Origin of the sequence: Paenibacillus sp. FSL H8-0548 (genome assembly GCF_038630985.1) — a bacterium.
Lineage (GTDB): Bacteria > Bacillota > Bacilli > Paenibacillales > Paenibacillaceae > Pristimantibacillus.
This window is the reverse complement of record NZ_CP152049.1, coordinates 4,131,996-4,158,111: the sequence shown is the minus strand read 5'-3', so window position 1 is coordinate 4,158,111 and position 26,116 is coordinate 4,131,996. Positions and strand designations below refer to the sequence as shown.

Here is a 26,116-nt window from a genome sequence, read left to right as displayed (position 1 = left end):
GACTGCATGACAGAGGTAAACCCATCAACGACGAAAAAAGCAGCCGTATTAGTAGCAGGGAGCTGGGGAACCGCCCTTGCTTCTGTGCTTGCGAAAAACGGGTATCATGTGATGCTTTGGACGCGCAGCGAGGAACAAGCAGAGGGCATTAACCGAGATCATGAGAACAGCAGGTTTTTGCCAGGTGTTCAGCTGCCAGTTCTTTTGCATGCTACAACGGATATGAAGCACGCGCTGCAGGATGCTGAGCTTGCCTTGTTTGTGGCACCGTCAGGAGCTATGCGTGAGGTAGCTAAGCAAGCAGCGCCATTTCTAGCTAACAGTACACTTGTTGTACACGCTACTAAGGGCTTTGAAACGGATACGCTAAAGAGGATGACAACGGTTCTGTCTGAGGAGCTCGGCCGATCAGGCGAAGAGCTCGTTGTGCTTTCAGGGCCTAGTCATGCAGAGGAGGTTATTCGCGAGCAGCCGACGACCGTAGTCGTTGCTTCTGCTAATATCCGAGCTGCAGAACAGGCGCAGGATGCACTTATGAATACACATTTTCGTGTATATACGAATCCTGATGTCGTAGGCGTAGAAGTAGCTGGTGCAATAAAAAATATTATTGCTTTAGGTGCGGGGTTGACCGATGGCCTGCAGTATGGCGATAATGCCAAGGCTGCATTGCTCACTCGAGGTCTAGCTGAGATCGGCAGGCTCGGTGCGGCAATGGGGGCTAATCCGTTGACCTTTGCAGGCCTAGCCGGCGTAGGTGATCTTGTCGTTACCTGTACGAGCAAGCACAGCCGCAACTGGCGTGCAGGCTATATGCTTGCCGATGGAACACCGCTTGCAGAGGTGCTGGAGCGGATGGGAATGGTTGTAGAAGGTGTTCGTACTACTCGTGCTGCCTATGTCTTAGCCAAGCAATACGATGTAGAAATGCCGATTACGTTTCAGCTTTATGAGGTTTTGTTTGAAGGCAAAGCTCCTCGTGCTGCTGTTGAGCAGCTGATGGGACGTCTTCGTACGCATGAAATTGAAGAATTAGGCTAAGGACCAGCGCCTACACCAAATAATATTCCTCCTCATATGATGCATGGAGTAAGACAAATGCACATCCTGGAGGTGTAGGATTTGGCGAAGGATTTTTCCAAAGACATTCTCAATTCAATTAATAAAAAAACCGGCAAAAGCATTTCTGAAAACTCGGTTAAGAAACTTGCGAGCGGCGTTACAGCGGAAACGATGACAGATGAAGCTGAGCTGCGCAAGCTCATTAAGCAAGTGTCGGAAATGGCTAAGGTGAAAGTTGCAGAGTCGACAGTTAATGACATCGTAAAGGCTGTCAAAGCGAGTGGCATGAGCGCTAGCAATATGGAAAGTCTCATGAAAATGATGATAAAAAAATAAAGCATAACGGCAAAAGCGGCTGTGCAGTTCCGAATATCGTCATTCGGTGCTGCACTCTGTCAGCTTTTGTCCTTTTTTTTGTGCGATGTTATAATGAGTGAGAATTCATTATGATATAGATTAGGAGAATGGAATTACTATGGATGCAATGACTAAAATGTGGGTCTCATTATTCGGTATCGGAATGATGGCGATAGCGGCTTTGATTATTACGTTCGCTCGGATGAAAACAAAGGGCGTCGTCAAATTTGTATTATCGTTAATTGCTTTCGTTGTTTTGATTATTGGATTTATTTGTGGCTTGCTTTCTATTATTTAGATCAACGTACATAAGGTACCAGCAATAAAGATCAGAAAGGGGTATTTTGACATACAATGATTGAATTAAAGGGGAGAACGAAAACAGCTGTAGTACAAGCGGAAGCAGGCCTGTCGCTGCTGGATCTTGCGATGAAGCATGAAGTGGATTGGAGCTTTTCTTGCGCAAGGGGAACCTGTGCTCGCTGTCGCTGCTTAGTAACGGAAGGGCTCGATCAGCTTGAGGGGATTACGGATGAAGAATGGGATCGTTTAGAGCCAGAGGAATTTGAGGAAGGTTATCGACTTGGCTGTCAGGCTATTGTAAAGCATTCTGATGCCAAAATATCCGCTGCAAACAAGCCGTATTTTTGAGAGACTATAAAGTTGAAAACTTAAATCATTGACAATAAAGGAAGTGCCAGCGATGACCGAACAGCAACGCATTCATAAAGCGCTGGCTGCAATAATAAAAGCAACGGAAGCGAGCTCTGCCAAATGGATACTTGGAGGAAGCGCCAGCTTAATGCTGCGAGGACTCGATTTAGCCTCAGAGCCGCGGGATTTGGACATTTACTGCGATGATGAAGATATGTATGCTCTGTATGAGGCATTGAAACCTTTTGCCATAGATGAGCCTGAATTCAGTGTTACGGATATATACCGCTCTAGACTTTGCCATTTTCAAATTGAAAATGTACAGGTCGAGCTCGTTGGCGGGTTTCAAGTCAGCGCAGGAGGAAGCAGCTATAGGACGATGGTGCGTGAGCTTCTGATCCCTTATTCGGAGTCAGTGAGTTTAGCGGGCTCAGGTTTAACAGCAGCTCTTGTGCCGCTTGCTCACGAGCTCTGGTTTAACTACCTTCGCGACCGTAAGGATAGAGTTGAGCTCATCGTTGAAGCCTTTGCGAATTTATTCTCTAAGCATGTGGATGCTCTGCATGCGATTGAAGCGAGCAATACGCTTGCGGACGATACGAAGGGCAGTCTTCATCAACTGATTTCAGCCAAAAAGGTTGGTGGTTAATCGTGGACGGTGAGGTAACCTTTTGGCCATCGGGAAAATCGATTAAGGTGAAGCAAGGAACTACGCTGCTAGACGCCGCCAGACGCGCTAATTTGCCAATCCGGACGCGCTGCGGGGGTAAAGCTGCCTGCTTCATGTGCAAGGTCAGTGTGAGGCCTGGGAGCGAGCTGCAGCCGATAGGTGAAAATGAAAGACGGAAGCTGTCAGGACTAGAAGGCGATCATATTCGCTTATCCTGTCAAGCAAGAGTAGCAGGGAAGGTTATTGTCGATATTCCACTTGATCCGCTGCGTGCAGCTGTGGAGCGTCAGCTGGCTCGGCAAGCAGAGGAAAACGACGATTTATGGTAAGCATACGCTTACGAAGTAGGTTTGCTTCACAAACCTTGAGCTTACGCTTACGAAGTAGGTTTGCTTCACAAACCTTGAGCTTACGCTTACGAAGTAGGTTTGCTTCACAAACCTTAGAGGAGTGAAAAAATGAAAAATTTATTTCGATTGCGGGCGGGGGGACAGCGCCGGTATTTAAGCTCTTCGGCGGCGCTTGTTGCTTTATTTGTCATGATGCTGACACTATCTGGCTGTATGTATCCGAAGGATCAATTGAAGCAGAATCAGGTCGCGCCAAAGGATGCTATACGCAACGTGCAGGCAGCCATTGATCAATATCAGGAAGAAACCAGCATGCTGCCAATCAAAAACAGCACGGCAGAGACACCGAAGTATGAAAAGTTTTACATCGATTTTGCGAAGCTCAGTCGGACAGGCTATTTAACGGATATACCTACCTCCGCATTTGAAAATGGAGGCAACTACAGCTATCTTGTCATTGATGAGGAGACTAAGCCTACAGTTAAGCTGCTCGACATTATTACTTTCCAAAAAATCAACGATATTCAAGGCTGGGTAAGGGCATATATTCAAACGAACAGTGTTCTTCCAAAGGGAGAGGAAATGTACCCTGGTTTTTATCAAATTGATTACAAAAGCATGAATAAGACTGCACCCGTTATTCGAAGCGTCTTTTCCGGTCAAACGCTTCAAGCTATCGTTGATGAGAACGGTGTAGTGTACACAGATTACGGCATTGATATTATGCAATTCGTGCAGAAGAATGAGAATATTGCGATTGATGCCGAGACGGATTTGCGAAGCCTATTAGTGGATAAATCCGATTATGTTCCGGTAAAAGCGCCCCTCTATCGATTGGTGAACGAGGAGCCTCAGGCGGTACAGCCTTGATGCAGCTGGTCTATTTTGCGAGCCTACATTGAAAGCCTCTTCAAGACAAATGTCTTGGGAGGTTTTTTTTTATTTAATGAGGTCATAGATATGTGTTTTTTCTCATATATTTCAATCTTGGAAGGGAAGCTCGCAAACGTGGCAAAAAAAGATTTCGTAGAAGGAATCGTCATAATCGGAAAGCTTGAACATAAGATGTTACTAGTCCAAAAAGCATGTACGAGTTGCGTCGCTGGCCTGCCCTATTGACCGGTGGATGGCGGCGAACCGGAAAAATCAATTGGGAGGGGATATTCAGTGGAGAAAGTAGATATTTTCAAGGACATAGCCGAAAGAACCGGCGGGGATATTTACCTCGGGGTTGTAGGAGCGGTCCGGACGGGCAAATCAACGTTTATCAAGCGGTTTATGGAGACGATTGTACTTCCGAACATTGCTAACGAGTCAGACCGTGTGAGAGCCGTGGACGAACTTCCTCAAAGCGCCGCAGGCAAAACGATTATGACAACAGAGCCTAAATTTGTTCCAAATCAAGCGGTACAGCTCAGGGTTACCGATGGACTTGAGGTAAACGTGAGACTTGTCGATTGTGTTGGTTATGCAGTTGAGGGCGCGAAGGGCTATGAGGATGAAAATGGTCCGCGAATGATCACGACTCCGTGGTTTGATGAGCCGATCCCGTTTCAAGAGGCTGCTGAGATCGGCACTAGAAAAGTTATTCAAGAGCATTCCACACTAGGTGTTGTTGTTACAACAGATGGAACCATTGCGGAAATTCCACGCAGCTCTTATGTTGTTGCAGAAGAACGCGTCATCAATGAGCTGAAGGAAGTCGGAAAACCATTCGTGCTTGTCATTAACTCCACTCGTCCAAAGAGTGAGGAAGCACTGCAGCTTCGCAGTGAGCTTCAAGCCAAATACGATATTCCAGTCATGACGCTCAGCGTGGCGACGATGGGTGAAGAAGAGGTCATTTCGGTACTGCGTGAAGTGCTCTACGAGTTCCCTGTTCATGAGGTAAATGTTAATCTTCCTAGCTGGGTTATGGTACTTAACGAGAGACACTGGCTGCGCAGCAACTACGAAAGCTCTGTTAGAGATACGGTAAAGGACATTCGCCGTCTGCGGGATGTGGACCGCGTTGTTACACAGTTCATGGAATATGATTTCATTGCCCGCGCGGGTCTAAGCGGAATGAATATGGGGCAGGGTGTCGCAGAAATCGATCTGTATGCGCCTGATGAGCTTTACGACCGCATTTTGATGGAGGTTGTCGGCGTCGAAATCCGAGGCAAGGATCATCTGCTGCAGCTTATGCAGGAGTTCTCTCATGCCAAAAGGGAATATGACCGTTTCGCAGAAGCACTTGAAATGGTCAAAACAACGGGATACGGCATTGCGGCTCCTAGCCTTGCGGAAATGGCACTCGATGAGCCTGAGCTCATACGACAAGGCTCACGCTTTGGCGTTAGATTAAAGGCGACAGCACCGTCTATCCATATGATCCGTGTAGATGTAGAATCGGAGTTCGCTCCAATTATCGGCACGGAGAAGCAGAGTGAAGAGCTGGTCAGATACTTAATGCAAGACTTTGAGAATGATCCGATCAAAATCTGGGAGTCTGATATATTCGGGCGCTCCCTGCATTCCATCGTACGTGAGGGCATTCAAGGCAAAATTGCCATGATGCCGGATAATGCACGCTACAAGCTGCAGGAAACACTCGGCCGAATTATCAATGAGGGCTCAGGCGGGTTAATTGCAATCATTCTTTAACTGATGGAACTCAATATACGAATAAGCCGCTGCCAAAAAGGGAGCGGTTTTATTCGTTTAGCACTTGAAATTGGCAAACGGCTGTATTACTATAGGTTTGTTCGGTTAAAAGGTATATTTTTGAAGTTTTCCGTTAATAAGAGGGATATGATGAGAGTTTATACGCTTATTACGACAATATTGCCATATAACGCTCTTTGGAGGAGGTGAAACAATGAACAAAACAGATTTGATTACGAAAGTGGCTGAATTGACTGATCTTTCTAAGAAAGATGCAACAAAAGCTGTAGATGCGGTTTTTGATGCTATTTCCGATGCACTGCAAAGCGGAGATAAAGTACAGCTAGTTGGATTTGGGAATTTTGAAGTTCGCGAGCGTCAAGCCCGTAAAGGCCGCAACCCGCAAACTGGAGATCCAATCGATATCGCTGCAAGCAAAACGCCTGCTTTTAAACCAGGGAAATCACTTAAGGATCTTGTATCCAATTAAGTATAAGCAGTTTGCTAGGATTCAGTAGAGCTTATGCTTAACTTATGAGAAATTTGACGCTCGGACGGATAGCCGTTCGAGCGTCTTCTGTTTATTCAAAATATAGGAAAGTATATCATTTCGCCATGCTAGAGCGAATAGATTGCACAAAAGTCATACATCCTCTATAATTCACATGGATAGATTGGAATTTCGGATGCGGAGGGATCACGATGGAGCCTACACATGGCGAGTATATTGTCGTAAAAGCAAAGGATCAGGGCGTACAGGTCATCGGTTTAACACGCGGGCATGACACAAAATTTCATCACACGGAAAAATTGGACAAAAACGAAATCTTAATTTGCCAATTTACAGATCATACCTCAGCGATCAAAATTCGGGGTAAAGCGGTCGTAATGACGAAATACGGTACGATGGAAACTGATCAATAACAAAAATGAGTGTAAACGGCTAAAGCCGTCTATTGGCGGCAAAAAGCCCGTTTCGCAATGATATATAAGCTGATTTATAAGTCAAAACTTATAAATCCTATATATTGAGCATGGCAGGCGAAGCCTGCTTTTTTTTTGTCTGCTTAGGTTCCGAATAATCAACCTTCAACGCTCGTACAATGATGTATGAGTTCTTTTTTGTTGGAGGTGCAAAGTGAAAATCGGAAAACCGCTGTTAACTGCTGGCATGTTCGCCTTAGCAATTACTTTATTAATGATTTGGCTGCCTCATGCAGCATGGCAGCGTACAGCAGCGCATAACAATGTAGCTGTCTTTCATGCGATTCCAGCTGTCAGGCTTACGAATAGTAATTTAGTTGATGTGCTGGTATCCGTCAAACTAAATGAGCGTCTTAATAAAGTGGAGTGGAGCAGCGGAATCTTATCGGTAGACATGCGTGTCAGCACAATCAAGGGGAGACCGACTGCCATGTTCGAGGATATAGAAAAGCTTGTTCGCGTTTCCTTCTTGCAATTAGAAAACGTGAAGCGAGTGCTTATACGTTTTGTGGAGATGCGTCCTGATGGAGAGGTACTGCTGGCTGCTGTCGATGTGAGAAAAACGGATGAATGGCTTATATCGGAAATTGGCCGTCTCTCTGGCGCAGATCCCGTGCATGATGAGCTATGGAGAGGCAGATTAAGGGTCAGCTTCACCACTGCGTGGGAAGAAAAATTTGGAAAAGCGACTGGTTTTTCTGCAAAGCCAGCTTCTTTTTCACATCAGTAATCAGATGTATAAGGCAATTTGTTGAACGAGGAAGCTGATTCATATGTTCTTTAGAAAAAGTTGTGCTATAATAGTTTAGATTATTGAGCGGCGATTTGTGCTTCTCTGTTCGGAGGCTTCCCCAATGAAAACATACCGAATACCTGAAATAGCTCAGAAGTATATAGGCTATGACATGATTCAAGCGCATACGACGCTTCCAGATTTAGCAAATGCAAGACTTCGCTTGCTTTATGCCTTTCTTAGTCAGCAGCCGTCTTTAAAGGGGGTCAGCGAGCTGTACACGCTTGCTGTATCACTCGTCCAGCTAGGGATGGATACGCATGATTTGATTGATACAAATGATGAGCAGCTAAATGAGCCGGAGATGCGCTCGAGACAGATTAGAATACTTGCAGGAGATTATTTTAGTGCTACATTTTATCAGCTGCTCGCGCAAGCCGGTCAAATTGAAATGATCTCAAAAATAAGCAGTGCGGTCAGCGAGGTTAATAGGCTGAAAGTAACGCTGTACGTTCGGATGAGACAGCTCAAAATGACCGCGGATGAATATTTGATCATGATGAGAGAGCTAAGAAGCACAATGTTTCTTATTTTTTCTGATGTGCTCGAAGGAGAGCATTCTCGGATCTGGCCAGAGCTGCTCAGCGGTATTAGCTCATGCGAGGTTATGCTGGATGAAATAGCTCGAAGCAAGAGCTCTGCTGCCTTCGATAGGAGCTGGGCCTACTGGCATGTTATGCAGGTGGGAACAGAGGATGAGCGGCAGCAGCTGGTTCAACGACAATATGAGCCTAACTTTGTGAGTAATGTAGTCCAAAAATACAATGTGAATCTTCAGCTGGCTAAGAAGCTGAAGCAAACAGCTGATGCTGTAATCGCATTGGCTGGCAAGCTGGAATCGGATGAATTGCTCGGTGAATTAACTTCTATCGTCGATGCTTTGCTAAACAAACAGACCGGTTGCACGCCTGCACTCAACGAGACGAGGTGACATGAACGATGGATACGAACTCAAAAAGCCATGTGCATGGTGTGTTTGAAAAAATCGCGCCTAAATATGATTTAATGAACGATCTCATCAGCTTTCGCCGTCATAAGGCATGGCGGAAGTTTACGATGAGGAAAATGAATGTTAGACCAGGACAAACCGCTCTTGATCTTTGCTGCGGCACATGCGACTGGACGATCTCACTGGCAGATGCAAGTGCCACTGGAGAGATCATTGGACTTGATTTCAGCCAAAATATGCTCGATATAGGAGCAATTAAGGTGGAGAAGTTAGGCTTGAATAAACAAATTACTTTGGTTCAGGGCAATGCGATGAGTCTTCCTTTCGAGGATAATTCCTTTGATTTTGTGACGATCGGCTTTGGCTTGCGCAATGTGCCGGATTATTTGCAAGTATTAAAGGAAATGAGACGCGTCGTTAAGCCAGGTGGACAAGTTGTATGCTTAGAGGTCTCAAAGCCGACTTGGCAGCCTTTCAAAGCGATGTACAACTTGTATTTCGAGCGTATTTTGCCATTGATGGGCAAGCTGATAGCAAAGAGCTTTCAAGAATACAAATGGCTCCCAGAATCGCTAAAAATGTTCCCCGGTCGACAGCAGCTAGCTGAGCTGTTTGAAGAAGCGGGTCTTCATCAAGTGAAGGCGTATCCTCTGACCGGCGGAGTTGCTGCGCTGCATATGGGGACAAAGGAGAAGAAATAGCAATGATTCGCAAATTACGTATTATTTTAGAAATGATTAAGTTTGAACATACCGTTTTTGCACTGCCGTTCGCTTTCATGGGAGCGATACTAGGCGCAGTTATGATGGAGCAGCGGCTGCCATCCTGGGCCGAAATTGGATGGATTACACTCGCGATGTTTGGCGCGCGCAGCGCTGCTATGAGCTTGAACCGGGTCATTGACAAAGCGATTGACCTTCGCAATCCGCGGACAGAGAAGAGAGCTCTTCCAGCGGGCTTGCTTAAGTCGGCAGAGGTTATTTTGTTTATTATCGTATCCTTTGCTCTGCTCTTTGTCGCTACGGCAAACTTGGCGCCAATCGCTCTTAAGCTTATGCCGATTGCCATTGTATTGCTTGTTCTTTATTCCTATACGAAACGCTTTACTTGGCTGTGCCATCTAGTGCTAGGTTTTACGATCGCACTGTCACCGCTTGGCGGCTGGGTTGCGATTACGGGGGGATTTAATCTCTCTGCTTGGATTCTTTATATTACGGTAGCTTTATGGATTGCCGGCTTTGATATTATTTATGCAACTCAGGACTTTGAGTATGACCGAAATGTCGGTTTGCATTCCATACCTGCTCGATTTGGGATTGCAGGCGCATTATGGTTTGCTCGTATTTTACACATCATAACGGCAGTCGGGTTCATTACATTATTTTGGCTGACAGATTTAAGCTGGATTTATTTGCTCGGTACGGTCATTTCTATTTGTTTATTGTTTTATCAGCATTGGCTTGTTCGTCCGAATGATTTATCTAGGGTGCAAACCGCATTTTTTGGTATGAACGGTACGCTTAGCGTTGTGCTTTTCTTATTTACAATCGTTGATCTGCTTGTGATTCGCCAATGGTAAGGGATCTAAAGGAAGAAAATAGGCCAAGCTGGAAGAAACGATGGGTGGTAGGGATAACAGGAGCTAGCGGTTCCATTTATGGTATCCGGCTCATTGAATCGCTGCTTGAGATGGATTATGAGGTTCATCTCGTCATTACAGAAGCAGGCTGGAGAGTACTCAAGGAAGAGCTTGGCTTTGTTGCGACACGTCGTGCAGCTGCATTAGAGCAGCACTTTGGTGATGCGCTTGCTGCTAGCAAGCTTATTTTTCATCCGAATGCGGATATCGGCGCAAGCATAGCCAGCGGCTCCTACCGCGTTCAAGGAATGGTCATTGTGCCGTGCTCGATGGGGACGCTTGCGTCGATCTCGCACGGCATTTCCGATGATTTGATGACTAGAGCAGCTGATGTCATGATAAAGGAAAATAGGAAGCTTCTTATCGTGCCTAGAGAAACGCCTTTGCATGCTATTCATCTTGAGAATATGCTGACGCTGGCACGACTTGGCGTAAGGATCATTCCAGCAATGCCTGCTTTTTATAATAAACCGCAATCCATGGATGAAATGATTAACTTTTTAGTAGGTAAAATACTTGATAGTATGGAAATTGATCATGATTTGTACAGAAGATGGGGAGATGAGCAGAATGGGCCTGAATAGCCCGATCACCATCGGTAGAATTGACTATGCGAACGCATGGCCGCTGTTCCATCAGTTAGAAGAACGACTAGATAGGAATGGCTTTGAGGTCATAAAGCGCGTACCGTCAGAGCTAAACCGATTGCTTCAGACTGGTGAATTAGATCTATCAGCCATTTCGTCCTTCTCTTACGGACAGAATGCGAATGATTATGTACTGCTGCCAGAATTATCTGTAGGCTCAGTCGGAAATGTGAATTCCATTCTTTTATTTATGAAGGAGCCGATTGCGCGTAAGCGGCCGGAGACGATTGCTGTTACGACTACGTCAGCCACCTCTGTGAATTTATTGAAAATAATGATGACCTTGCATTTTGAGTGTAATCCAGAGTATGTGCCCGCTGCGCCTGATCTAGGCAAAATGTTGGAGACCTCCGATGCAGCGCTCATTATTGGTGATCCTGCCATTCAAGCCTCATGGCAAGATCAAGGACTTTATGTCCTTGATTTGGGTCAGCTCTGGAACGCATGGACAGGCCTTGGCATGACTTATGCTGTAGTTGCGGCACGAAGAGAAGTTGCTTTAATAGATCCAGAATCTGTAAATAAGGTATATAAGGCGTTAAAAGCGAGCAAAGAGTATAATAAGGTGAATCTTGGTCCACTTATTGATCAAGCTTGCTTGCAGCTTGGGGGAGTATCAACATACTGGGAAATGTACTTTCATTCGCTTCAATTTGATTTTGGGAGCAAGCTGCAAGAGGGACTTAAGTTATATTTCGATTATTCTAAGCAGCTTGGGCTGCTGTCGAATGACGTTAAGCTTACTTTTTTTGAAGACCAATCTGCCCAATAGGTGAAAGAATGAAACTACTAGACTTGTATGCAAAGATGAAAGGCGATCTGAATCAGATCGAGCAAGAGCTTGAGCGAAGCGTGACGGATGAGCATATGCTGCTCAGCGAGGCTTCCTTGCACTTGCTCAAAGCAGGAGGGAAGCGCATTAGACCCGTGTTCGTCCTGCTGGCTGGTAAGTTTGGCGACTATCGGCTGGATGTTATGAAACGAATCGCTGTCCCTCTGGAGCTTATCCACATGGCTTCTCTCGTACATGATGATGTTATTGACGATGCGGAAACTCGGCGCGGACAGTTGACGGTTAAATCCAAGTGGGATAATCGCATTGCGATGTACACGGGTGATTTTATACATGGCAAAGCATTGTCCATTGCGGCCCAGCTTCCAAATCCAGAGATTCATCAGATTTTATCCTCCGCACTGGTTCAGATGTGTATTGGTGAAATGGAGCAAATTAGAGATTTCTTTAACACGGAGCAAACGTTGCGAAACTATTTGCTGAGAATACGACGCAAGACCGCTTTGCTCATTGCAATTAGCTGTCAGCTTGGAGCTGTAGCTTCCAATACCGATCGCTTAACCTCCAATCGTCTATACCGTTATGGCTATAACGTTGGCATGGCTTTTCAAATACGTGACGATTTACTTGATCTTTATGGAACAGAAAAGCAGATCGGCAAGCCGCCGGGTTCCGATATGCGACAAGGAAACATAACGTTGCCAGTTATTCTTGCTTTGCAGGATTCGAACATACGAGAACCGCTTTTAAAAGAAATTTCCATCATCCATGAGCACGGCGGGAAAAGAGATGCTGCTCGTGCAATAGAATTAATTCGTAAAAGCAGCGGCGGTGATCTTGCCGACCAGCTTGCCAATCAATATATAAAAAAAGCTGCGCTTGCTTTAGAGGGATTGCCGAATGTCGCAGCGAAAAAGAATTTATTGGATATTGCTCATTTTGTTGGGAAACGCAACTATTAAAAAATAGATTTAGAAAGGAATGATCGTGGATGGAAAGAACTTTTCTAATGATTAAACCGGATGGAGTTCAACGGGGCTTGATTGGTGAAATCGTTTCGAGGTTTGAAAAGAAGGGACTACAGCTGTCAGCGGCCAAATTTATGGTCGTTAGCCGTGAGCTTGCGGAGCGTCATTATGAGGAGCATAAGGGCAAGGGCTTCTATGAGCCGCTGCTTGAGTTTATTGCATCCGGTCCTGTATTTGCAATGGTGTGGCAAGGTGATAACGTTATTGCATTAACGCGCGCGCTTATCGGCAAGACAGATGCTATTGATGCGCTGCCAGGCACCATTCGTTCCGACTTAGCAGTACATACGAATTTTAACCTCATACACGGCTCTGATTCAGCGGAAAATGCAGAAAGAGAGATTGGCATCTTCTTCGCGGAATCCGAGCTTGTTGATTATGAGCATACCATTCAACGGTGGATTTAATTTTTCATCATTATAATATCGATGGAGGAGCCTATGCTTGAGGACCGTGATTTTACGCAGTTTATTGTTAGAATAAAGCAAAAGACCGATATCGATCTGTCGCAATATAAAGAAGCTCAAATGAAACGAAGGCTGACCACGCTTAGAATGAAGCATGGCTTTCAGACGTTTGAGGAATATTGGAAGGCGATTGAACAAAATCGCAGCTTGCTTAATGAATTTTTGGATCGAATGACGATTAATGTGTCGGAGTTTTGGAGAAACCCTTCGCGGTGGGAAATTTTACAGACGCGGTTTTTTCCAGAGATGCTTAAAACAACAAATCGGCTCAAAGTATGGAGCGCAGCTTGCTCTACGGGCGAGGAGCCCTATACGCTTGCCATGATCCTATCTGAGCTTGGTGCTTTGGAGCGCGCCACTTTGCTCGCTACAGACCTTGATACCAATGTGCTGCAGAAGGCAATGGAAGGAAGCTATTTAGAGCGATCCTTAAGAGATGTGCCTCAGGATTGCAGGCAAAAGTATTTTAAGCAAGCGGATGGCGCTTATCTGATTTCGGATTCCTTGAAAAAATTTATTCAATTTAAACAACAAAACCTGCTGCATGATCATTTTGACAGTTCGTTTGATCTTATTGTATGTCGTAATGTTATGATTTATTTTACGGAGGAAGCTAAGCACCTGCTCTACCACAAGTTCTCCAAAGCGCTTAAGCCGGGTGGATTGTTATTTGTTGGCAGCACAGAGCAAATTTTTTCACCTGCACAGTACGGATTTGAAACGGCAGATACCTTCTTTTACCGTCGGACCTAGGCGCCCATGTATATCGATTTCCATCTTCTCCTATACTAGTTATTAGCTACATGACTTGGAGGATGAAGAAACCGATGGATAAGCGTAAAGTAATAGCCGCCTACAGGCGCGGTTTTATTTCGATTCAAGAATGCGCACAGATTATTGGAGTAGACAGCGGGCAAATGACTAGACTTGTGAATGATCCGCTGCTCATGAATGATGGAACAGTGCTGCTCGGGAAAAAATCGGTGAATAGTTAATAGCAGCATGCTGCGCAGGCTGACGGAAATGTCGTTCAAGTAGACATTTCCGTCAGCCTGTTTTTATGTGCAGCTGGCGGTTATCATCACGCTAAATTGTTGTCAAAATGGTGGGGCTGTACTATAATGAGCAAAGATGTTTAGTGCACTAAAGCACAGCAGGCGTAGGTAGGCTTGCCTTGAAGGAGGAGCTCGGATTGAGTTTAAGATATTTGACAGCGGGGGAAACACATGGTCCCCAGTTAACAGCTATTATCGAAGGATTGCCAAGCAATTTGAACATTGACTTTGAAGAATTGAACTTTCAACTGCAGAGACGCCAGAAGGGTCATGGTCGTGGACGTCGTATGCAGATCGAGAAGGATACAGCTAATATTGTCGGAGGCGTACGTCATGGCAGAACAACAGGTGCTCCAGTAGCACTTATTGTAGCTAACAATGATTGGAAGCATTGGACCTCTGTGATGAATATCGAGCCTATTGAAGGCAGTGATGAGGAGAAGCGCCGTGTTCATCGTCCGCGCCCTGGTCATGCTGATTTGAACGGTGGATTAAAATATGATCTTAAGGATTTGCGCAACGTACTTGAGCGCTCCAGTGCTCGCGAGACGGCAGCACGTGTAGCAGTCGGCGCGGTAGCGAGACAATTTTTGGCGGAATTCGGAATAAAAGTAGCTGGACAAGTGATACGCATTGGTGAGATTGAAGCTCCTGCTAATCAGCTTCCTGTGGACGAGCTGATCAGGTTGACCGAGGAATCCTCGGTTCGTGTTGTAGACAAGGAAACCGAGCAGAAGATGACGGATTATATCGATCAGATAAAAGCAGAAGGCGATTCCATTGGCGGAATTGTGGAATGTATTATCGAGGGTGTGCCAATCGGACTTGGCAGTCATGTGCAATATGATCGGAAGCTGGACGGACGAATTGCACAAGCGGTCGTATCGATCAATGCCTTCAAGGGCTGTGAGATTGGTATTGGCTTTGAAGCGGCAAAGCTTCGCGGCTCGCAGGTGCATGATGAAATTATGTACGAAGCAGAGCGCGGCTATCACCGTGCAACGAATCGTCTAGGCGGCTTCGAAGGCGGGATGACGAATGGTGAGCAGATTGTCGTGCGCGGGGTAATGAAACCGATCCCGACATTGTATAAACCGCTTCGTAGTGTGGATATCGACACCAAAGAACCGTTCACTGCACAAGTAGAGCGTTCTGACAGCTGTGCAGTGCCTGCTGCGAGCGTTGTTATGGAGCATGTAGTCGCTTGGGAGGTTGCCAAAGCATTTCTTGAGAAATTCGGCGGCGATTCCATCGAGGAAATTCGTGCGAATCTTAACAATTACCAAGAGCAGCTAGGACGGTACTAGGTATGCGTGAGCTAACAGTAGAGCTAGGCGACCGTTCTTATCCTATATACATTGGCGAAGGGCTTCTCAAAGAGGCATCATCCTATTTTACTAAACATGGCATTAGCAAGAAATCACCTCTTCTTATTATTACGGACAGCTGTGTTGCGAAATTTCATTTAGAGGCTTTTGAATCTGGGCTTGCTGCTGCTGGCTTTATGACTGCAAGTGTAGTAGTCCCTTCGGGAGAGAGCTCGAAATCGCTGTCTATGCTGGAATCACTTGTTACGAAGGCGCTCGAAGCCGGACTTGATCGTAAATCTGCTATCGTTGCGCTAGGCGGCGGAGTTGTTGGTGATCTTGCAGGTTTTGTGGCAGCGTCCTATATGCGCGGCATTAAATTCGTTCAAGTACCGACGACTATTTTGGCACATGACAGCAGTGTTGGCGGGAAGGTTGCCGTCAATCATCCGCTTGCAAAAAACATAATCGGTGCGTTCCATCAGCCAGAGCTGGTTTTGTATGATTTACATACACTTCAGACGCTGCCTCCAAGGGAAGTAAGCGCTGGCCTCTCTGAGGTAGTTAAGCACGGACTGATTTGGGATGAAGCCTTTACGGACTGGTGCGAGGAAAATGCGGAGAAGCTGCTTGCGCTTGATGCGGATGCACTTGGCTATGCGTTGTACAAAGGCTGCAGTGTAAAAGCGGCTGTCGTATCTAAGGATGAGCGGGAAAATGATCTTAGAGCGATCTTGAATTTAGGTCATACCATTGGGCACGCGCTAGAGGCTGTTGCAGGCTATGGAGAGCTGCTGCATGGGGAAGCCATATCGATCGGGATGATAGGCTCAGCGAAGCTTGGACTCCGTTATGGTGCGCCTGAAGAGGTCTATACCGTAACGAAGCGAGTGCTTGCGAAATGCGGACTTCCCGTACGTCTTCCTGCGCATTTTGACGTAGATAAGATTATGGAAGCCATGATGCACGACAAGAAGTTTTCAGAGGGTACGATGGTATTTGTTGTACCGACGGAAATTGGGAAAGTCGAAATCAAATCGGATGTTTCCGTACAATGGGTACGAGAAATTGTAGAGCAATTGAAGCTGGAGGTAGAGTAGGATGAGCGTTAGAGGAATCCGCGGTGCAATTACCGTTAATACGAATGAAGAACTTCCGATTCTGGATGCAACGATTGAAATGCTAAATGCGATCGTAGCAGACAATGAGATCGTACCCGATGACATTTGCAGCGTATTTGTGACGGTTACGAATGATCTTGATGAGACATTCCCGGCACGTGCTATTCGCCAAATGCAGGGATGGGAGCTTGTTCCGCTTATGTGTGCGCTTGAGGTACCGGTTAAGGGCAGTCTTGAACGCTGCATTAGACTGATGGTTTTAATAAACACGGATAAGACACAAGCAGAAATTAACCATGTTTATTTAAATGGCGCGAAGGCGCTTCGTCCAGATTTGTCCAAAGCCTAAGGGACTATATAAGCTCGAATAACCTTTGTTGACGCACGGCCGTTCGTTGTTGTATATTTAATAACGTAAGTGAGAGTAGCAGAGCAGAGTTATGAGTTGAGATGAGCCGAGATTAGTTGAGAGAAGCAGAGTAGAGCAGATTGTAGTATGGAGTTGTATGAAACAGCTGAACGATCTTATGTGCATAGGCGCTGGGGTTGTAAAAGTGCTTTTTCCTCCTACCTACCATTATGTTTTTTCCGCTTACACACTTCCGTCATCATCTAAACCAACGCTCCTGCTCATGCAGGAGCTTTTTTTGTTTCTATAAACAGAAATATAAACAAACTGGGAGGTTGTTCGGAATGTCAAATGAGCTACAGCATGTTACACGTCTAGCCGGGCAGTATAATCTAATTCCAATCGTACGATACATGATGGCGGATACAGAAACGCCAATTCGTCTGTTTCAGCATTTTGCAAAGGAGAATTATGCTTTTCTTCTTGAGAGTGTGGAGGGCGGATCGAAATGGGCGCGTTATTCGTTTATCGGAACAGACCCCTTTATGATGCTATATGGTAAAAACGGCGAGATGGTGCTGGAGCATAGAGGAGAGAAGCAGGTGCTTAATGATAAGCCCATTGAGCTTCTAAAGGCTCATTTGCGTTCATTCCGCAGCCCGTCACTTCCAGAGCTGCCTCCATTCACCGGCGGTGCAATCGGATTTTTTGGCTATGATCTGCTTCAATATTACGAGAAGCTGCCGGCTCATCGCATTGATGATTTGAGCATGAATGATATGCAATTTATGTTTTGTGATCAAGTGATCGTATTTGATCATTTTAAGCAAAAGCTGCAAATTGTCGGCAATGTTCATATTTCTGAAGGGGCAACAGACGCTGAAATCGCAACAAGCTACGCTGCGGCGGTAGCGAAGATTGAAGCAACAATTGAACGATTGCAGCAGCCGGTTACCATACCGCTGATGACTGGAGCTTCCACTGAAGTAGATTATGAGCTTGGTGATGTTCAATCCAATGTGACGAAGGAGCAGTTTATTTCGAATATTGAACAAGCGAAGCAATACATTCGTTCTGGTGATATTTTTCAAGTGGTGCTGTCACAGCGTTTCAGCATTGAAACCGACATTGATCCGCTGCATGTATATCGTGTGCTTCGTACGATGAATCCTTCTCCTTATATGTTTTATTTGAAGATGGGCGAGGAGGTTATCGTCGGAGCTTCGCCAGAGGCGCTTGTTAAGGTTGATGGTGATCGCGTGGAGACAAGGCCAATTGCAGGTACAAGGCCGCGCGGTAAAACGGAGGAAGAGGATCAGGCGCTGGAGCTTGAACTGCTTGCAGACGAGAAGGAACGGGCAGAGCATCTCATGCTCGTGGATCTTGGCCGGAATGATATTGGACGCGTGTCTGAGTTTGGAACTGTTAAATGTGATACATTTATGGAGATTGAGAGATATTCGCATGTCATGCACATTGTATCAAATGTGTCAGGTACGCTTCATAAGGATAAGGATTTCTTTGATGCCTTTGTGTCCTGTTTGCCGGCGGGTACAGTCTCAGGCGCACCTAAGCTGAGAGCGATGGAAATTATCGCAGAGCTAGAGAATGAAGCTCGCGGCGCGTATGCAGGGGCTATCGGATACTTAGGCTTCGGAGGAACGATGGATACCTGTATTACGATCCGGACCATTATTTTCAAAAATGGCAAAGCCTATGTGCAAGCAGGCGCGGGTATTGTATGGGACTCAGTACCAGAGAGTGAATACTTAGAGACAGTTAATAAAGCAAAAGGCAGTCTGAAAGCGATCCGTACTGCAGAAGCTATCTTTGCACAGCCTAAAAACTCGTCTGAGCGTTTCAATCCGATCAATATGGATTATTACGTTCATGCAGGAGAGGGGCTTGGTCAATAATGCAGATTGCTGAAAAAATTACGATGCAGAAAGCATTAAACCAGCTTATTGGCGGTTCTGATCTAACGAGAGAGCAAGCAAGCGAGGTTATGAACATCATCATGAGCGATGAGGCAACAGCCGCACAAATCGCTGGCGTGGTAACTGCGCTTCGAATGAAGGGTGAGACTAAGGACGAGATTACGGGCTTTGCTGAGGCGATGCGGGCTCATTCAAGCCACCTCATTACGGAGCAGGAGGGCTTACTCGACACTTGCGGAACCGGCGGCTCAGGCATTCATAAATTCAATATTTCAACGGCTTCATCCATTATCGCAGCAGCAGCAGGAATTCGTGTGGCTAAGCATGGCAACCGTGCGATGTCGGGAAAAGCAGGCAGCGCCGATGTGCTGGAGGCTTTGGGCGTACAAATTACACTTTCGCCAGAGCAAGCTGCATTGTGCTTGAAGGACATTGGCATATGCTTTATGTTTGCACAGCTATATCACCCTTCACTCCGCTATGCGGCAGTCCCACGGCGTGAGCTCGGAATTCGGACGATTTTCAACATGCTTGGGCCACTTACGAATCCAGCAGGCGCTGATCGACAGCTTTTAGGCTTATATGACAGAGCACGCACCTCAACAGTCGCTGAAGTACTGGGTGATTTGGGCTTGAAACGAGCGATGGTCGTTAGCAGCCATGATGGACTAGATGAAATTAGTATTTCCGCTCCTACTCAAATTTCCGAATTGCTAAATGGCGTAGTCACCACCTACGATATAACACCTGAGGAGCTTGGGCTTGCTCGCTGGCCAATTGCAGAAGTGATGGGCGGTGAACCGGAAGTCAATGCTGCACTTATTCGAGCTATTTTTTCAGGTGAGGAGCAGGGGGCTTACCGTGATATCGTCCTTGCCAATGCAGGCGCATGCATTTATGTAGGCGGTTTGGCCGCTACGATCCGTGAGGGAGCGGCTATAGCAGATAAAGTTATCGATTCAGGTGAAGCACAGCAAAAGCTCGTTAGTCTTATTCAAACGACAGGAGAGTTGGCACATGTTTCTAGATAAAATTGTTGCAACAAAAAAAACAGAGGTTGAAGAGCTGGCCGCACGCTTCGAGCTTGCTCAGGTCGAGAAGCAAATCGCTGCGCTTGACGCTTGCAGAGGCTTTGAGCATGCATTGACTCCTGCCGGCCGCAACCGAGGCATGGGACTGATCGCAGAGGTCAAGAAGGCCTCTCCGTCCAAAGGGTTAATACGCAGCGACTTTGATCCTAGGGCACTTGCTGCAGCCTATGAAAGTGCTGGTGCGGATTGCATTTCTGTTTTGACAGATCGGGATTATTTTCAAGGCTCGAATGAGTTTCTAACTGCGGTGAAAAATACGGTGAAACTACCGCTGCTGCGCAAGGACTTCACGATCGATCACCGCCAAATTTACGAGGCTCGTTTAATTGGTGCTGATGCGATTTTACTTATAGCGGCTATTCTTACACCCGCGCAGCTCGGCGAGTATCATGATCTTGCAAAATCAATTGGGATGGACGTTCTTGTGGAGGTTCATAATCAAGAAGAGCTGGAAATTGTGCTTGAGCTAGATAAAGCGACCTTGATCGGCATTAATAATCGTGATTTGAAATCCTTCGTTACCGATTTGAAAACAACGGAAGCTTTAATTGGACATATGCCGGAGAACGTGACGATTATAAGCGAGAGTGGAATCGCGGGCAAGCCGGATGTCGAGTTTTTACAAGGTGCAGGCGCACATGGTCTGTTAATCGGTGAATATTTCATGCGGCATGATAACGTAAGCGAAGCGGTAAATGATCTTATGAGTGCGGTAACCGCACGATGAAGCAGCGGCCGCGTATCAAAATATGCGGGCTGAAGGATGTTCAAACCATTCAGGCCATGGACGGATTGCCGATTCATGAAATAGGTTTCGTATTTGCACCGAGCAAGAGGCAGGTAGACAAGGCGACCGCGGCGCAGTTGATTAAGGCAGTTGGCGAGTTGAAGGCAGCGGGCGGTGAACGTCCGAGAACAGTAGGCGTATTCGTAAATGAAACATTCGATAATTTGCAGACGTTATTAACGGAAGCGCCGCTTGATGTCGTTCAGCTGCACGGTCATGAGTCGGCTGAGTTTTGCAAGGGCGTACGCGAAAAGCTTAACGTTGACGTTTGGAAAGTTTTTTCGATCAAGCGGGATGCTGAGGGAACTGAGCCGCAGTCGGCATTAGAGCGATTAACTCCGTATGCTGCTGCAGTTAACGCGGTGCTTATTGACGCTCCTGGAGGCGGAACCGGGAAAACCTTCGACTGGGATTCGATTGAGGATTATAATAAAGCGGCTGAGAAGCTAGGCATGACTCTTTATGTAGCAGGCGGCTTGCATGAAGACAATGTTAAGGAGCTGCTGAGGACATATGCTCCAAATGGTATTGATGTATCCAGCGGAGTAGAAACGGATGGACATAAGGATATCGACAAAATCGAATTATTTGTAAGAAGGGTGATGGAAGCATGAAACAAGTACCAGATGAAAATGGCCGCTATGGCGCATTTGGCGGAAGATATGTTCCGGAAACACTAATGACCGCTTTGCTAGAGCTTGAAGAGGCTTACGCTCATTATTCCAAGGATCAAGCATTTAAAGACGAGGTTAATTACCTATTGCATAAATATTCAGGACGCCCGACTTCCCTATACTATGCAGAACGGCTAAGCAACCATCTTGGCGGTGCTAAAATCTATCTAAAGCGTGAGGATCTCAATCACACGGGTGCGCATAAAATCAACAATACCATTGGACAAGGTGTCCTTGCCAAGCGTATGGGGAAATCAAAAATTATTGCTGAAACCGGTGCGGGACAGCATGGTGTAGCATCTGCTACGATTGCTGCTTTGCTTGGGCTGGAGTGCAAGGTATTTATGGGCGAGGAGGACATGAAGCGTCAACAGCTTAACGTGTTCCGTATGCAGCTGCTTGGCTCTGAAGTCGTTCCTGTCTTGTCAGGTACGAGAACACTCAAGGATGCCTGCAACGAAACGCTTCGCTACTGGGTGAGCAATGTAGAGGATACTTATTATATTCTCGGCTCGGTTACGGGTCCACATCCGTATCCGATGATGGTTCGTGATTTCCAACGTATTATCGGGGATGAAGCACGCCAGCAAATTTTAGTAGAGGAAGGCAGATTGCCGGATTATGTAGTGGCAGCTGTCGGAGGCGGAAGCAATGCAATGGGTATTTTCTATCCGTTCATTAACGATGAGAGCGTAAAGCTTCTTGGTGTAGAAGCTGCTGGCCGAGGCGTGGATACCATTGAGCATGCAGCAACTATGACCAAGGGCCGTCACGGTGTATTCCAAGGGTCAATGAGCTATGTGCTGCAGGATGAGCATGGACAGGTTCAGCCAGCGCATTCTATTTCCGCTGGACTCGATTATCCGGGTATAGGTCCGGAGCATGCTTATTTGAAGGATTCTGGACGTGCTGAATATGTACCTGTTACGGACGCAGAAGCGCTTGAAGCGCTGCAGCTGCTCTCCCGTACGGAAGGCATTATTCCAGCTTTAGAATCTGCGCATGCGATTGCCCAGACGATGAAGCTTGCACCGACGCTTGATAAAGATAAAGTAGTCGTAGTCAGCTTGTCTGGACGTGGAGACAAGGACGTGGAAGCGATTATGGGTTATTTGGGGGTAGAGAAGCATGAGTAATCTTATCGATACAGCGTTTGCTCGTCTGAAGGAAGAAGGGAAAACAGCACTCATTCCATTTGTAACGATGGGTGATCCTGATCTGGCAACCTCCGTTGCTATTATCCAGACGCTTGAGAAAGCTGGAGCGGATATGATCGAGCTTGGTGTGCCTTATTCCGATCCTCTTGCAGATGGTCCTGTTATTCAACGTGCTTCAGAGCGCGCCCTGCTTAACAACAGCATTACATTAAAGGATTGTATTCTTATTGCTGAGCAATCGCGTGAAGCGGGTGTTAAAATTCCATTTATTTTGTTCACCTACTACAATCCAGTATTTCAATATGGTTTGGAAGCTTTCTTTAAGCTTGTAGAAAGCAAGGGCATCAGCGGTCTAATTATACCGGATTTGCCTATGGAAGAGGATGAAGAGGTTAGGGCGGTTGCGGAGGCAGCTAATGTTCATCTTATTCCACTCGTTGCTCCGACCTCTAAGGAACGAGTGACACGTATAGCACGCAAAGCCAAGGGCTTTGTTTATTGCGTCTCATCGCTTGGCGTGACGGGCGTGAGAGCAGATTTCCATACAGGCATTGATGAATTTCTCGCTACGGTTAGGGAAGCGACTGACCTGCCTATCGCGGTAGGCTTTGGAATCTCTAATCGTGAGCAGGTGGCACGTTTCGAGAAGCAATGTGATGGTGTCATCGTAGGCAGTGCGATCGTGCGAACGATTGAGGATGCTATTCCATTACTTCAGGATGCCGATAGTCGTGAAGCAGGACTTAAGAAAATTGGCGATTTTGTTGCCCAGCTCAAAGGTTAATTCGATTTTCATAGAAAGGATAGCCTCTTGCGTTACGCGAGAGGCTATTTTTGAAATATAGGAAAGTATATCATTACGCCATACGATCTCTATATTTCTCCGGAATGAAACGCGCCACCGCCATAAGGACGGCGACAGCCGTTTCACCTTGCGCGAAAAAAACTTTAAAACCTTTAATAGATATGAGACAATGAAAGACAAGCGTTTAGAATAGTTAACTATAAAAGAGGTGAACGGCTCATGCAGCCCAAAAGTAATATCGTCCACCTTCCCGTCTATCAGCCAGGCAAGCCGGTTGAGGATGTTAAGAGGGAGCTAGGATTACAAGAAGTTATTAAACTGGCATCTAATGAAAATCCATTTGGCTGCTCCGAGCATGTTAAAGCAGCGATTATTGAAGAGATAGGAAATTCTAATATTTATCCGGATGGAGCGAGCGTAGAGCTAACCGCAGCTTTAGCGGAAGAGCTTGGCGTGGAACCGAATCAGATTATTTTTGGCACAGGCTCGAGTGAAATTATACTTATGATTAATAGAGCGTTTATCGTCCCGGGCGATGAAACGATTATGGCGGATGAAACATTCCCCCAATATAAGCATAATGCTGAAATCGAGAATGCAAGCATCGTGGAGGTACCGCTTAAAGAAGGCAAGCATGATTTGCCTGCCATGCTGGCAAAGGTGAACAGCAAGACTAAGATCATATGGATTTGCAATCCTAACAATCCGACAGGGACCATTGTGACGCTTCCAGAGCTAACTGCCTTCTTGAAGGAAGTGCCTAGCCATGTGCTTGTAGTTCTTGATGAAGCCTATGGTGAATACGTGGATGATCCACAATTCCCAGATGGAGTACAGCTGCTTCGCGAGCATCGCAATTTAATTGTATTGCGTACTTTTTCGAAAATATATGGACTCGCTGCACTGCGAATCGGCTATGGCGTTGGGCATCCGGATGTTATTCGATTTACGAATCAAGTCCGTGAGCCTTTTAATACGTCCCGTATAGCACAGGCAGCTGCAAAATCTGCATTAGCAGATAAAGCATTTATTAGCTACTGCTGTGACCAAAATAAACAAGGCATCAATTATTTGTCCGAGCAATTTGATCGCTTGGGATTGTCCTATTTCCCTGCAAACGGGAATTTCGTAATGGTCGATGTAAAGCGTTCTTCGCCGGAGGTTTTTGACGGACTGCTGCGCAGAGGCATTATATCGAGACCGCGCTGGACGTATTATCCAAATCATATTCGGATAACGGTAGGAACACGCGAGCAAAATGAGAAGTTTATTGCGGCGTTGGAACAGGCTTTGCAGGAAGCGGCGGTGCAAGGATAAAGTTATGACAACTGTAGCGATTTTTGGCGTGGGGCTGATCGGCGGCTCACTAGCCTTATGCTTTAAAGGAAAACCTGGAATTAAAGTTATCGGACATTCGAATCGTCCTTCTCAAGTGGAGAAATATATGCAGCGAGGTGTTGTTGACTATGCAACAACCTCAATGCAGGAGGCGGCGGAGCAAGCCGATTTTATATTTATATGCGTACCCGTTGGTAATCTTGAAGAGTATCTCGTTAAGCTAAGCGGCTTTCAATTGAAGCCTGGCTGTATTGTGACTGATGCTGGAAGTACGAAGGCGTCCGTCATGGAGCGGGCAAGAACGCTTGATTTTGGCCATGCTACATTTATTGGCGGTCATCCGATGGCTGGGTCAGAGCGGACAGGTGTTGAGGCTGCTTCGTCGCACCTATACGAGAACGCTTTCTACGTTCTGACACCCGAAGTGGATACACCAGTGGAGGCTGTAGATCGGCTTATAGAGCTTCTGAGCCATACGAAAGCGAATATTGTCAAGGTAGAGTCTAAGGAGCATGATGAGATTGCAGGTGCAATTAGCCATTTGCCCCATATCATCGCTGTCTCGCTAGTTAATCAGGTTCGAGGCTATAATGAAACCAATGAGCTTTATGAATCATTAGCAGCAGGGGGCTTCCGCGATATTACACGTATTGCATCAGGCGATCCGATTATTTGGCGCGATATATTAATTAATAATCGCAAGGTATTGCTAGAGCTGCTTCGTGATTGGGGTAAAGAAATGGAAAAGTTCGTCACGATGCTCGAAGCTTCAGACGGAGAGGGAATAGCAGAAGCTTTTGATGCGGCAGGTCAATTCCGCAGCAAAATGCCGGAGCGGCGCAAAGGCATGATTCATTCTGCGTTTGATTGCTACGTCGATATTCCGGATCATCCAGGTATTATTGGTAAAATCACAAGCGAGCTCGGAAATAGTCTGATTAACCTCAGCAATATTCATATTAGTGAGAGCAGGGAAGACATCCCTGGCATTCTCCGGCTTTCCTTCCGAAGCCAAGAGTACTTGGATCAAGCGGTCGTACTGCTTACAGCGAAAGGCTATGACGTTCACCTTTAACAGGGTGTGCGTCTTTTTTTTGAGTTTTATTAGGAACAAGCGCTTACAAAATAATTTAAATAAAAATGAAAACGCTTATTGACAAAATGGAAGCGTATACATATAATAAAGGTACAGTATGGTTTCTCTCCACTCCTATCCAAATCCTGTAGTGCTCATCATGAGTACGGACCACCCTTCGGGGTGGCTTTTTTTTGTCCATTTAAAGATCTTTCTGATAAAGTCTGAGTTACAAATAAACATCTAGTGAAATGGTAATATGAACGGGCAGGATAGTTTAATCCATTCGCGAATACCTTAATATGGAAAGTTCGCTAAGTTCGTAATTAAGACAGTGGTTGAAATACCCTGAAAACATGTAAGAGGGGAAGATAACATGGA

31 protein-coding genes are annotated in these 26,116 nt (G+C 46.0%); all 31 read left to right on the top strand.

From position 1 onward, the window contains the following. Positions 1-6: 6 nt before the first annotated feature. On the top strand, positions 7-1,041 hold the full coding sequence (locus tag MHI37_RS17820) for an NAD(P)H-dependent glycerol-3-phosphate dehydrogenase (protein WP_076336393.1): 1,035 nt from the start codon (positions 7-9) through the stop codon (positions 1,039-1,041). Positions 1,042-1,122: 81 nt separating this feature from the next. Next, on the top strand, positions 1,123-1,398 hold the full coding sequence (locus tag MHI37_RS17815; protein WP_076336392.1) for a stage VI sporulation protein F: 276 nt from the start codon (positions 1,123-1,125) through the stop codon (positions 1,396-1,398). 139 nt (positions 1,399-1,537) lie between these two features. Continuing rightward, positions 1,538-1,717, top strand: coding sequence for a DUF2768 family protein (locus MHI37_RS17810; protein WP_076336391.1), 180 nt, complete (start codon positions 1,538-1,540; stop codon positions 1,715-1,717). Between the two features lie 56 nt (positions 1,718-1,773). Beyond that, complete coding sequence (locus MHI37_RS17805) at positions 1,774-2,070, top strand: 2Fe-2S iron-sulfur cluster-binding protein (RefSeq protein WP_076336390.1); 297 nt, start codon at positions 1,774-1,776, stop codon at positions 2,068-2,070. A gap of 52 nt (positions 2,071-2,122) precedes the next feature. After that, positions 2,123-2,722: a hypothetical protein gene (locus MHI37_RS17800; RefSeq protein ID WP_076336389.1), complete on the top strand. Its 600-nt coding sequence runs from the start codon at positions 2,123-2,125 to the stop codon at positions 2,720-2,722. 2 nt (positions 2,723-2,724) lie between these two features. Beyond that, complete coding sequence (locus MHI37_RS17795) at positions 2,725-3,072, top strand: 2Fe-2S iron-sulfur cluster-binding protein (RefSeq protein WP_076336388.1); 348 nt, start codon at positions 2,725-2,727, stop codon at positions 3,070-3,072. A gap of 129 nt (positions 3,073-3,201) precedes the next feature. Next, on the top strand, positions 3,202-3,963 hold the full coding sequence (locus MHI37_RS17790; RefSeq protein WP_076336387.1) for a DUF3939 domain-containing protein: 762 nt from the start codon (positions 3,202-3,204) through the stop codon (positions 3,961-3,963). 297 nt (positions 3,964-4,260) lie between these two features. Next, a complete protein-coding gene (spoIVA, locus tag MHI37_RS17785; RefSeq protein ID WP_076336386.1) occupies positions 4,261-5,739 on the top strand; it encodes a stage IV sporulation protein A in 1,479 nt (492 codons plus the stop codon). A gap of 214 nt (positions 5,740-5,953) precedes the next feature. Next, on the top strand, positions 5,954-6,229 hold the full coding sequence (locus MHI37_RS17780) for an HU family DNA-binding protein (protein ID WP_076336385.1): 276 nt from the start codon (positions 5,954-5,956) through the stop codon (positions 6,227-6,229). A 212-nt stretch (positions 6,230-6,441) separates the two neighbouring features. Further along, a complete protein-coding gene (gene mtrB, locus MHI37_RS17775) occupies positions 6,442-6,663 on the top strand; it encodes a trp RNA-binding attenuation protein MtrB (RefSeq protein ID WP_076336384.1) in 222 nt (73 codons plus the stop codon). Positions 6,664-6,877: 214 nt separating this feature from the next. After that, positions 6,878-7,453 (top strand): hypothetical protein, encoded by a 576-nt coding sequence (locus tag MHI37_RS17770; RefSeq protein WP_076336383.1) that lies wholly within the window; start codon positions 6,878-6,880, stop codon positions 7,451-7,453. Between the two features lie 124 nt (positions 7,454-7,577). Continuing rightward, the gene (locus MHI37_RS17765) at positions 7,578-8,447 is read left to right on the top strand and encodes a heptaprenyl diphosphate synthase component 1 (RefSeq protein WP_076336382.1); all 870 of its coding nucleotides are present in this window, start codon (positions 7,578-7,580) and stop codon (positions 8,445-8,447) included. An 8-nt stretch (positions 8,448-8,455) separates the two neighbouring features. Next, entirely contained in the window at positions 8,456-9,166 is a 711-nt protein-coding gene (locus MHI37_RS17760) for a demethylmenaquinone methyltransferase (protein WP_076336381.1), read from the top strand. A 2-nt stretch (positions 9,167-9,168) separates the two neighbouring features. Beyond that, entirely contained in the window at positions 9,169-10,044 is an 876-nt protein-coding gene (locus tag MHI37_RS17755) for a UbiA-like polyprenyltransferase (protein WP_076336380.1), read from the top strand. Then, positions 10,038-10,688 (top strand): flavin prenyltransferase UbiX, encoded by a 651-nt coding sequence (locus MHI37_RS17750; RefSeq protein WP_076336379.1) that lies wholly within the window; start codon positions 10,038-10,040, stop codon positions 10,686-10,688. Before MHI37_RS17755 ends, MHI37_RS17750 begins: the two co-directional genes overlap by 7 nt. Continuing rightward, on the top strand, positions 10,666-11,523 hold the full coding sequence (locus MHI37_RS17745; RefSeq protein ID WP_256710486.1) for a menaquinone biosynthesis protein: 858 nt from the start codon (positions 10,666-10,668) through the stop codon (positions 11,521-11,523). The genes MHI37_RS17750 and MHI37_RS17745 overlap by 23 nt, the downstream gene beginning before the upstream one ends. 8 nt (positions 11,524-11,531) lie before the next feature. Then, the gene (locus MHI37_RS17740; protein ID WP_076336377.1) at positions 11,532-12,506 is read left to right on the top strand and encodes a polyprenyl synthetase family protein; all 975 of its coding nucleotides are present in this window, start codon (positions 11,532-11,534) and stop codon (positions 12,504-12,506) included. A 29-nt stretch (positions 12,507-12,535) separates the two neighbouring features. Beyond that, positions 12,536-12,979 carry a nucleoside-diphosphate kinase gene (ndk, locus tag MHI37_RS17735; RefSeq protein WP_076336376.1) on the top strand — a complete coding sequence of 148 codons (444 nt, stop codon included), beginning with the start codon at positions 12,536-12,538 and terminating at the stop codon, positions 12,977-12,979. 33 nt (positions 12,980-13,012) lie between these two features. Beyond that, positions 13,013-13,792, top strand: a complete 780-nt coding sequence (locus MHI37_RS17730) for a protein-glutamate O-methyltransferase CheR (RefSeq protein WP_076336375.1) — start codon at positions 13,013-13,015, stop codon at positions 13,790-13,792. Positions 13,793-13,854: 62 nt separating this feature from the next. After that, complete coding sequence (locus MHI37_RS17725) at positions 13,855-14,034, top strand: hypothetical protein (RefSeq protein ID WP_144023651.1); 180 nt, start codon at positions 13,855-13,857, stop codon at positions 14,032-14,034. 197 nt (positions 14,035-14,231) lie between these two features. Next, positions 14,232-15,401 carry a chorismate synthase gene (gene aroC, locus MHI37_RS17720; RefSeq protein ID WP_076336374.1) on the top strand — a complete coding sequence of 390 codons (1,170 nt, stop codon included), beginning with the start codon at positions 14,232-14,234 and terminating at the stop codon, positions 15,399-15,401. A gap of 2 nt (positions 15,402-15,403) precedes the next feature. Next, entirely contained in the window at positions 15,404-16,501 is a 1,098-nt protein-coding gene (gene aroB / locus MHI37_RS17715; RefSeq protein WP_076336373.1) for a 3-dehydroquinate synthase, read from the top strand. 1 nt (position 16,502) lies between these two features. Continuing rightward, positions 16,503-16,871: a chorismate mutase gene (gene aroH, locus MHI37_RS17710; RefSeq protein WP_076336372.1), complete on the top strand. Its 369-nt coding sequence runs from the start codon at positions 16,503-16,505 to the stop codon at positions 16,869-16,871. Between the two features lie 344 nt (positions 16,872-17,215). Continuing rightward, positions 17,216-18,787 carry an anthranilate synthase component I gene (gene trpE / locus MHI37_RS17705; RefSeq protein ID WP_076336371.1) on the top strand — a complete coding sequence of 524 codons (1,572 nt, stop codon included), beginning with the start codon at positions 17,216-17,218 and terminating at the stop codon, positions 18,785-18,787. Beyond that, complete coding sequence (trpD, locus tag MHI37_RS17700; protein WP_076336370.1) at positions 18,787-19,839, top strand: anthranilate phosphoribosyltransferase; 1,053 nt, start codon at positions 18,787-18,789, stop codon at positions 19,837-19,839. Before trpE ends, trpD begins: the two co-directional genes overlap by 1 nt. After that, positions 19,826-20,626 carry an indole-3-glycerol phosphate synthase TrpC gene (gene trpC / locus MHI37_RS17695; protein WP_076336369.1) on the top strand — a complete coding sequence of 267 codons (801 nt, stop codon included), beginning with the start codon at positions 19,826-19,828 and terminating at the stop codon, positions 20,624-20,626. The genes trpD and trpC overlap by 14 nt, the downstream gene beginning before the upstream one ends. Then, positions 20,623-21,300, top strand: a complete 678-nt coding sequence (locus MHI37_RS17690) for a phosphoribosylanthranilate isomerase (RefSeq protein ID WP_076336368.1) — start codon at positions 20,623-20,625, stop codon at positions 21,298-21,300. Before trpC ends, MHI37_RS17690 begins: the two co-directional genes overlap by 4 nt. Continuing rightward, positions 21,297-22,496, top strand: coding sequence for a tryptophan synthase subunit beta (gene trpB / locus MHI37_RS17685; RefSeq protein ID WP_076336367.1), 1,200 nt, complete (start codon positions 21,297-21,299; stop codon positions 22,494-22,496). Before MHI37_RS17690 ends, trpB begins: the two co-directional genes overlap by 4 nt. Next, entirely contained in the window at positions 22,489-23,301 is an 813-nt protein-coding gene (gene trpA, locus MHI37_RS17680) for a tryptophan synthase subunit alpha (RefSeq protein WP_076336366.1), read from the top strand. The genes trpB and trpA overlap by 8 nt, the downstream gene beginning before the upstream one ends. Before the next feature lie 240 nt (positions 23,302-23,541). Next, the gene (hisC, locus tag MHI37_RS17675) at positions 23,542-24,639 is read left to right on the top strand and encodes a histidinol-phosphate transaminase (RefSeq protein WP_076336365.1); all 1,098 of its coding nucleotides are present in this window, start codon (positions 23,542-23,544) and stop codon (positions 24,637-24,639) included. Between the two features lie 4 nt (positions 24,640-24,643). Then, positions 24,644-25,735, top strand: coding sequence for a prephenate dehydrogenase (locus tag MHI37_RS17670; RefSeq protein WP_076336364.1), 1,092 nt, complete (start codon positions 24,644-24,646; stop codon positions 25,733-25,735). Positions 25,736-26,116: the final 381 nt, after the last annotated feature.

What these genes read in the sequence shown, in the direction of transcription:
- MHI37_RS17820 (WP_076336393.1), top strand. Translation starts at nt 7, where the DNA reads ATGACAGAGGTAAACCCATCAACGACGAAAAAAGCAGCCGTATTAGTA.
- MHI37_RS17810 (WP_076336391.1), top strand. Translation starts at nt 1,538, where the DNA reads ATGGATGCAATGACTAAAATGTGGGTCTCATTATTCGGTATCGGAATG.
- MHI37_RS17805 (WP_076336390.1), top strand. Translation starts at nt 1,774, where the DNA reads ATGATTGAATTAAAGGGGAGAACGAAAACAGCTGTAGTACAAGCGGAA.
- MHI37_RS17800 (WP_076336389.1), top strand. Translation starts at nt 2,123, where the DNA reads ATGACCGAACAGCAACGCATTCATAAAGCGCTGGCTGCAATAATAAAA.
- MHI37_RS17790 (WP_076336387.1), top strand. Translation starts at nt 3,202, where the DNA reads ATGAAAAATTTATTTCGATTGCGGGCGGGGGGACAGCGCCGGTATTTA.
- MHI37_RS17780 (WP_076336385.1), top strand. Translation starts at nt 5,954, where the DNA reads ATGAACAAAACAGATTTGATTACGAAAGTGGCTGAATTGACTGATCTT.
- mtrB (WP_076336384.1), top strand. Translation starts at nt 6,442, where the DNA reads ATGGAGCCTACACATGGCGAGTATATTGTCGTAAAAGCAAAGGATCAG.
- MHI37_RS17765 (WP_076336382.1), top strand. Translation starts at nt 7,578, where the DNA reads ATGAAAACATACCGAATACCTGAAATAGCTCAGAAGTATATAGGCTAT.
- MHI37_RS17760 (WP_076336381.1), top strand. Translation starts at nt 8,456, where the DNA reads ATGGATACGAACTCAAAAAGCCATGTGCATGGTGTGTTTGAAAAAATC.
- MHI37_RS17755 (WP_076336380.1), top strand. Translation starts at nt 9,169, where the DNA reads ATGATTCGCAAATTACGTATTATTTTAGAAATGATTAAGTTTGAACAT.
- MHI37_RS17750 (WP_076336379.1), top strand. Translation starts at nt 10,038, where the DNA reads ATGGTAAGGGATCTAAAGGAAGAAAATAGGCCAAGCTGGAAGAAACGA.
- MHI37_RS17745 (WP_256710486.1), top strand. Translation starts at nt 10,666, where the DNA reads ATGAGCAGAATGGGCCTGAATAGCCCGATCACCATCGGTAGAATTGAC.
- MHI37_RS17740 (WP_076336377.1), top strand. Translation starts at nt 11,532, where the DNA reads ATGAAACTACTAGACTTGTATGCAAAGATGAAAGGCGATCTGAATCAG.
- ndk (WP_076336376.1), top strand. Translation starts at nt 12,536, where the DNA reads ATGGAAAGAACTTTTCTAATGATTAAACCGGATGGAGTTCAACGGGGC.
- MHI37_RS17730 (WP_076336375.1), top strand. Translation starts at nt 13,013, where the DNA reads ATGCTTGAGGACCGTGATTTTACGCAGTTTATTGTTAGAATAAAGCAA.
- MHI37_RS17725 (WP_144023651.1), top strand. Translation starts at nt 13,855, where the DNA reads ATGAAGAAACCGATGGATAAGCGTAAAGTAATAGCCGCCTACAGGCGC.
- aroB (WP_076336373.1), top strand. Translation starts at nt 15,404, where the DNA reads ATGCGTGAGCTAACAGTAGAGCTAGGCGACCGTTCTTATCCTATATAC.
- aroH (WP_076336372.1), top strand. Translation starts at nt 16,503, where the DNA reads ATGAGCGTTAGAGGAATCCGCGGTGCAATTACCGTTAATACGAATGAA.
- trpE (WP_076336371.1), top strand. Translation starts at nt 17,216, where the DNA reads ATGTCAAATGAGCTACAGCATGTTACACGTCTAGCCGGGCAGTATAAT.
- trpD (WP_076336370.1), top strand. Translation starts at nt 18,787, where the DNA reads ATGCAGATTGCTGAAAAAATTACGATGCAGAAAGCATTAAACCAGCTT.
- trpC (WP_076336369.1), top strand. Translation starts at nt 19,826, where the DNA reads ATGTTTCTAGATAAAATTGTTGCAACAAAAAAAACAGAGGTTGAAGAG.
- MHI37_RS17690 (WP_076336368.1), top strand. Translation starts at nt 20,623, where the DNA reads ATGAAGCAGCGGCCGCGTATCAAAATATGCGGGCTGAAGGATGTTCAA.
- trpB (WP_076336367.1), top strand. Translation starts at nt 21,297, where the DNA reads ATGAAACAAGTACCAGATGAAAATGGCCGCTATGGCGCATTTGGCGGA.
- trpA (WP_076336366.1), top strand. Translation starts at nt 22,489, where the DNA reads ATGAGTAATCTTATCGATACAGCGTTTGCTCGTCTGAAGGAAGAAGGG.
- hisC (WP_076336365.1), top strand. Translation starts at nt 23,542, where the DNA reads ATGCAGCCCAAAAGTAATATCGTCCACCTTCCCGTCTATCAGCCAGGC.
- MHI37_RS17670 (WP_076336364.1), top strand. Translation starts at nt 24,644, where the DNA reads ATGACAACTGTAGCGATTTTTGGCGTGGGGCTGATCGGCGGCTCACTA.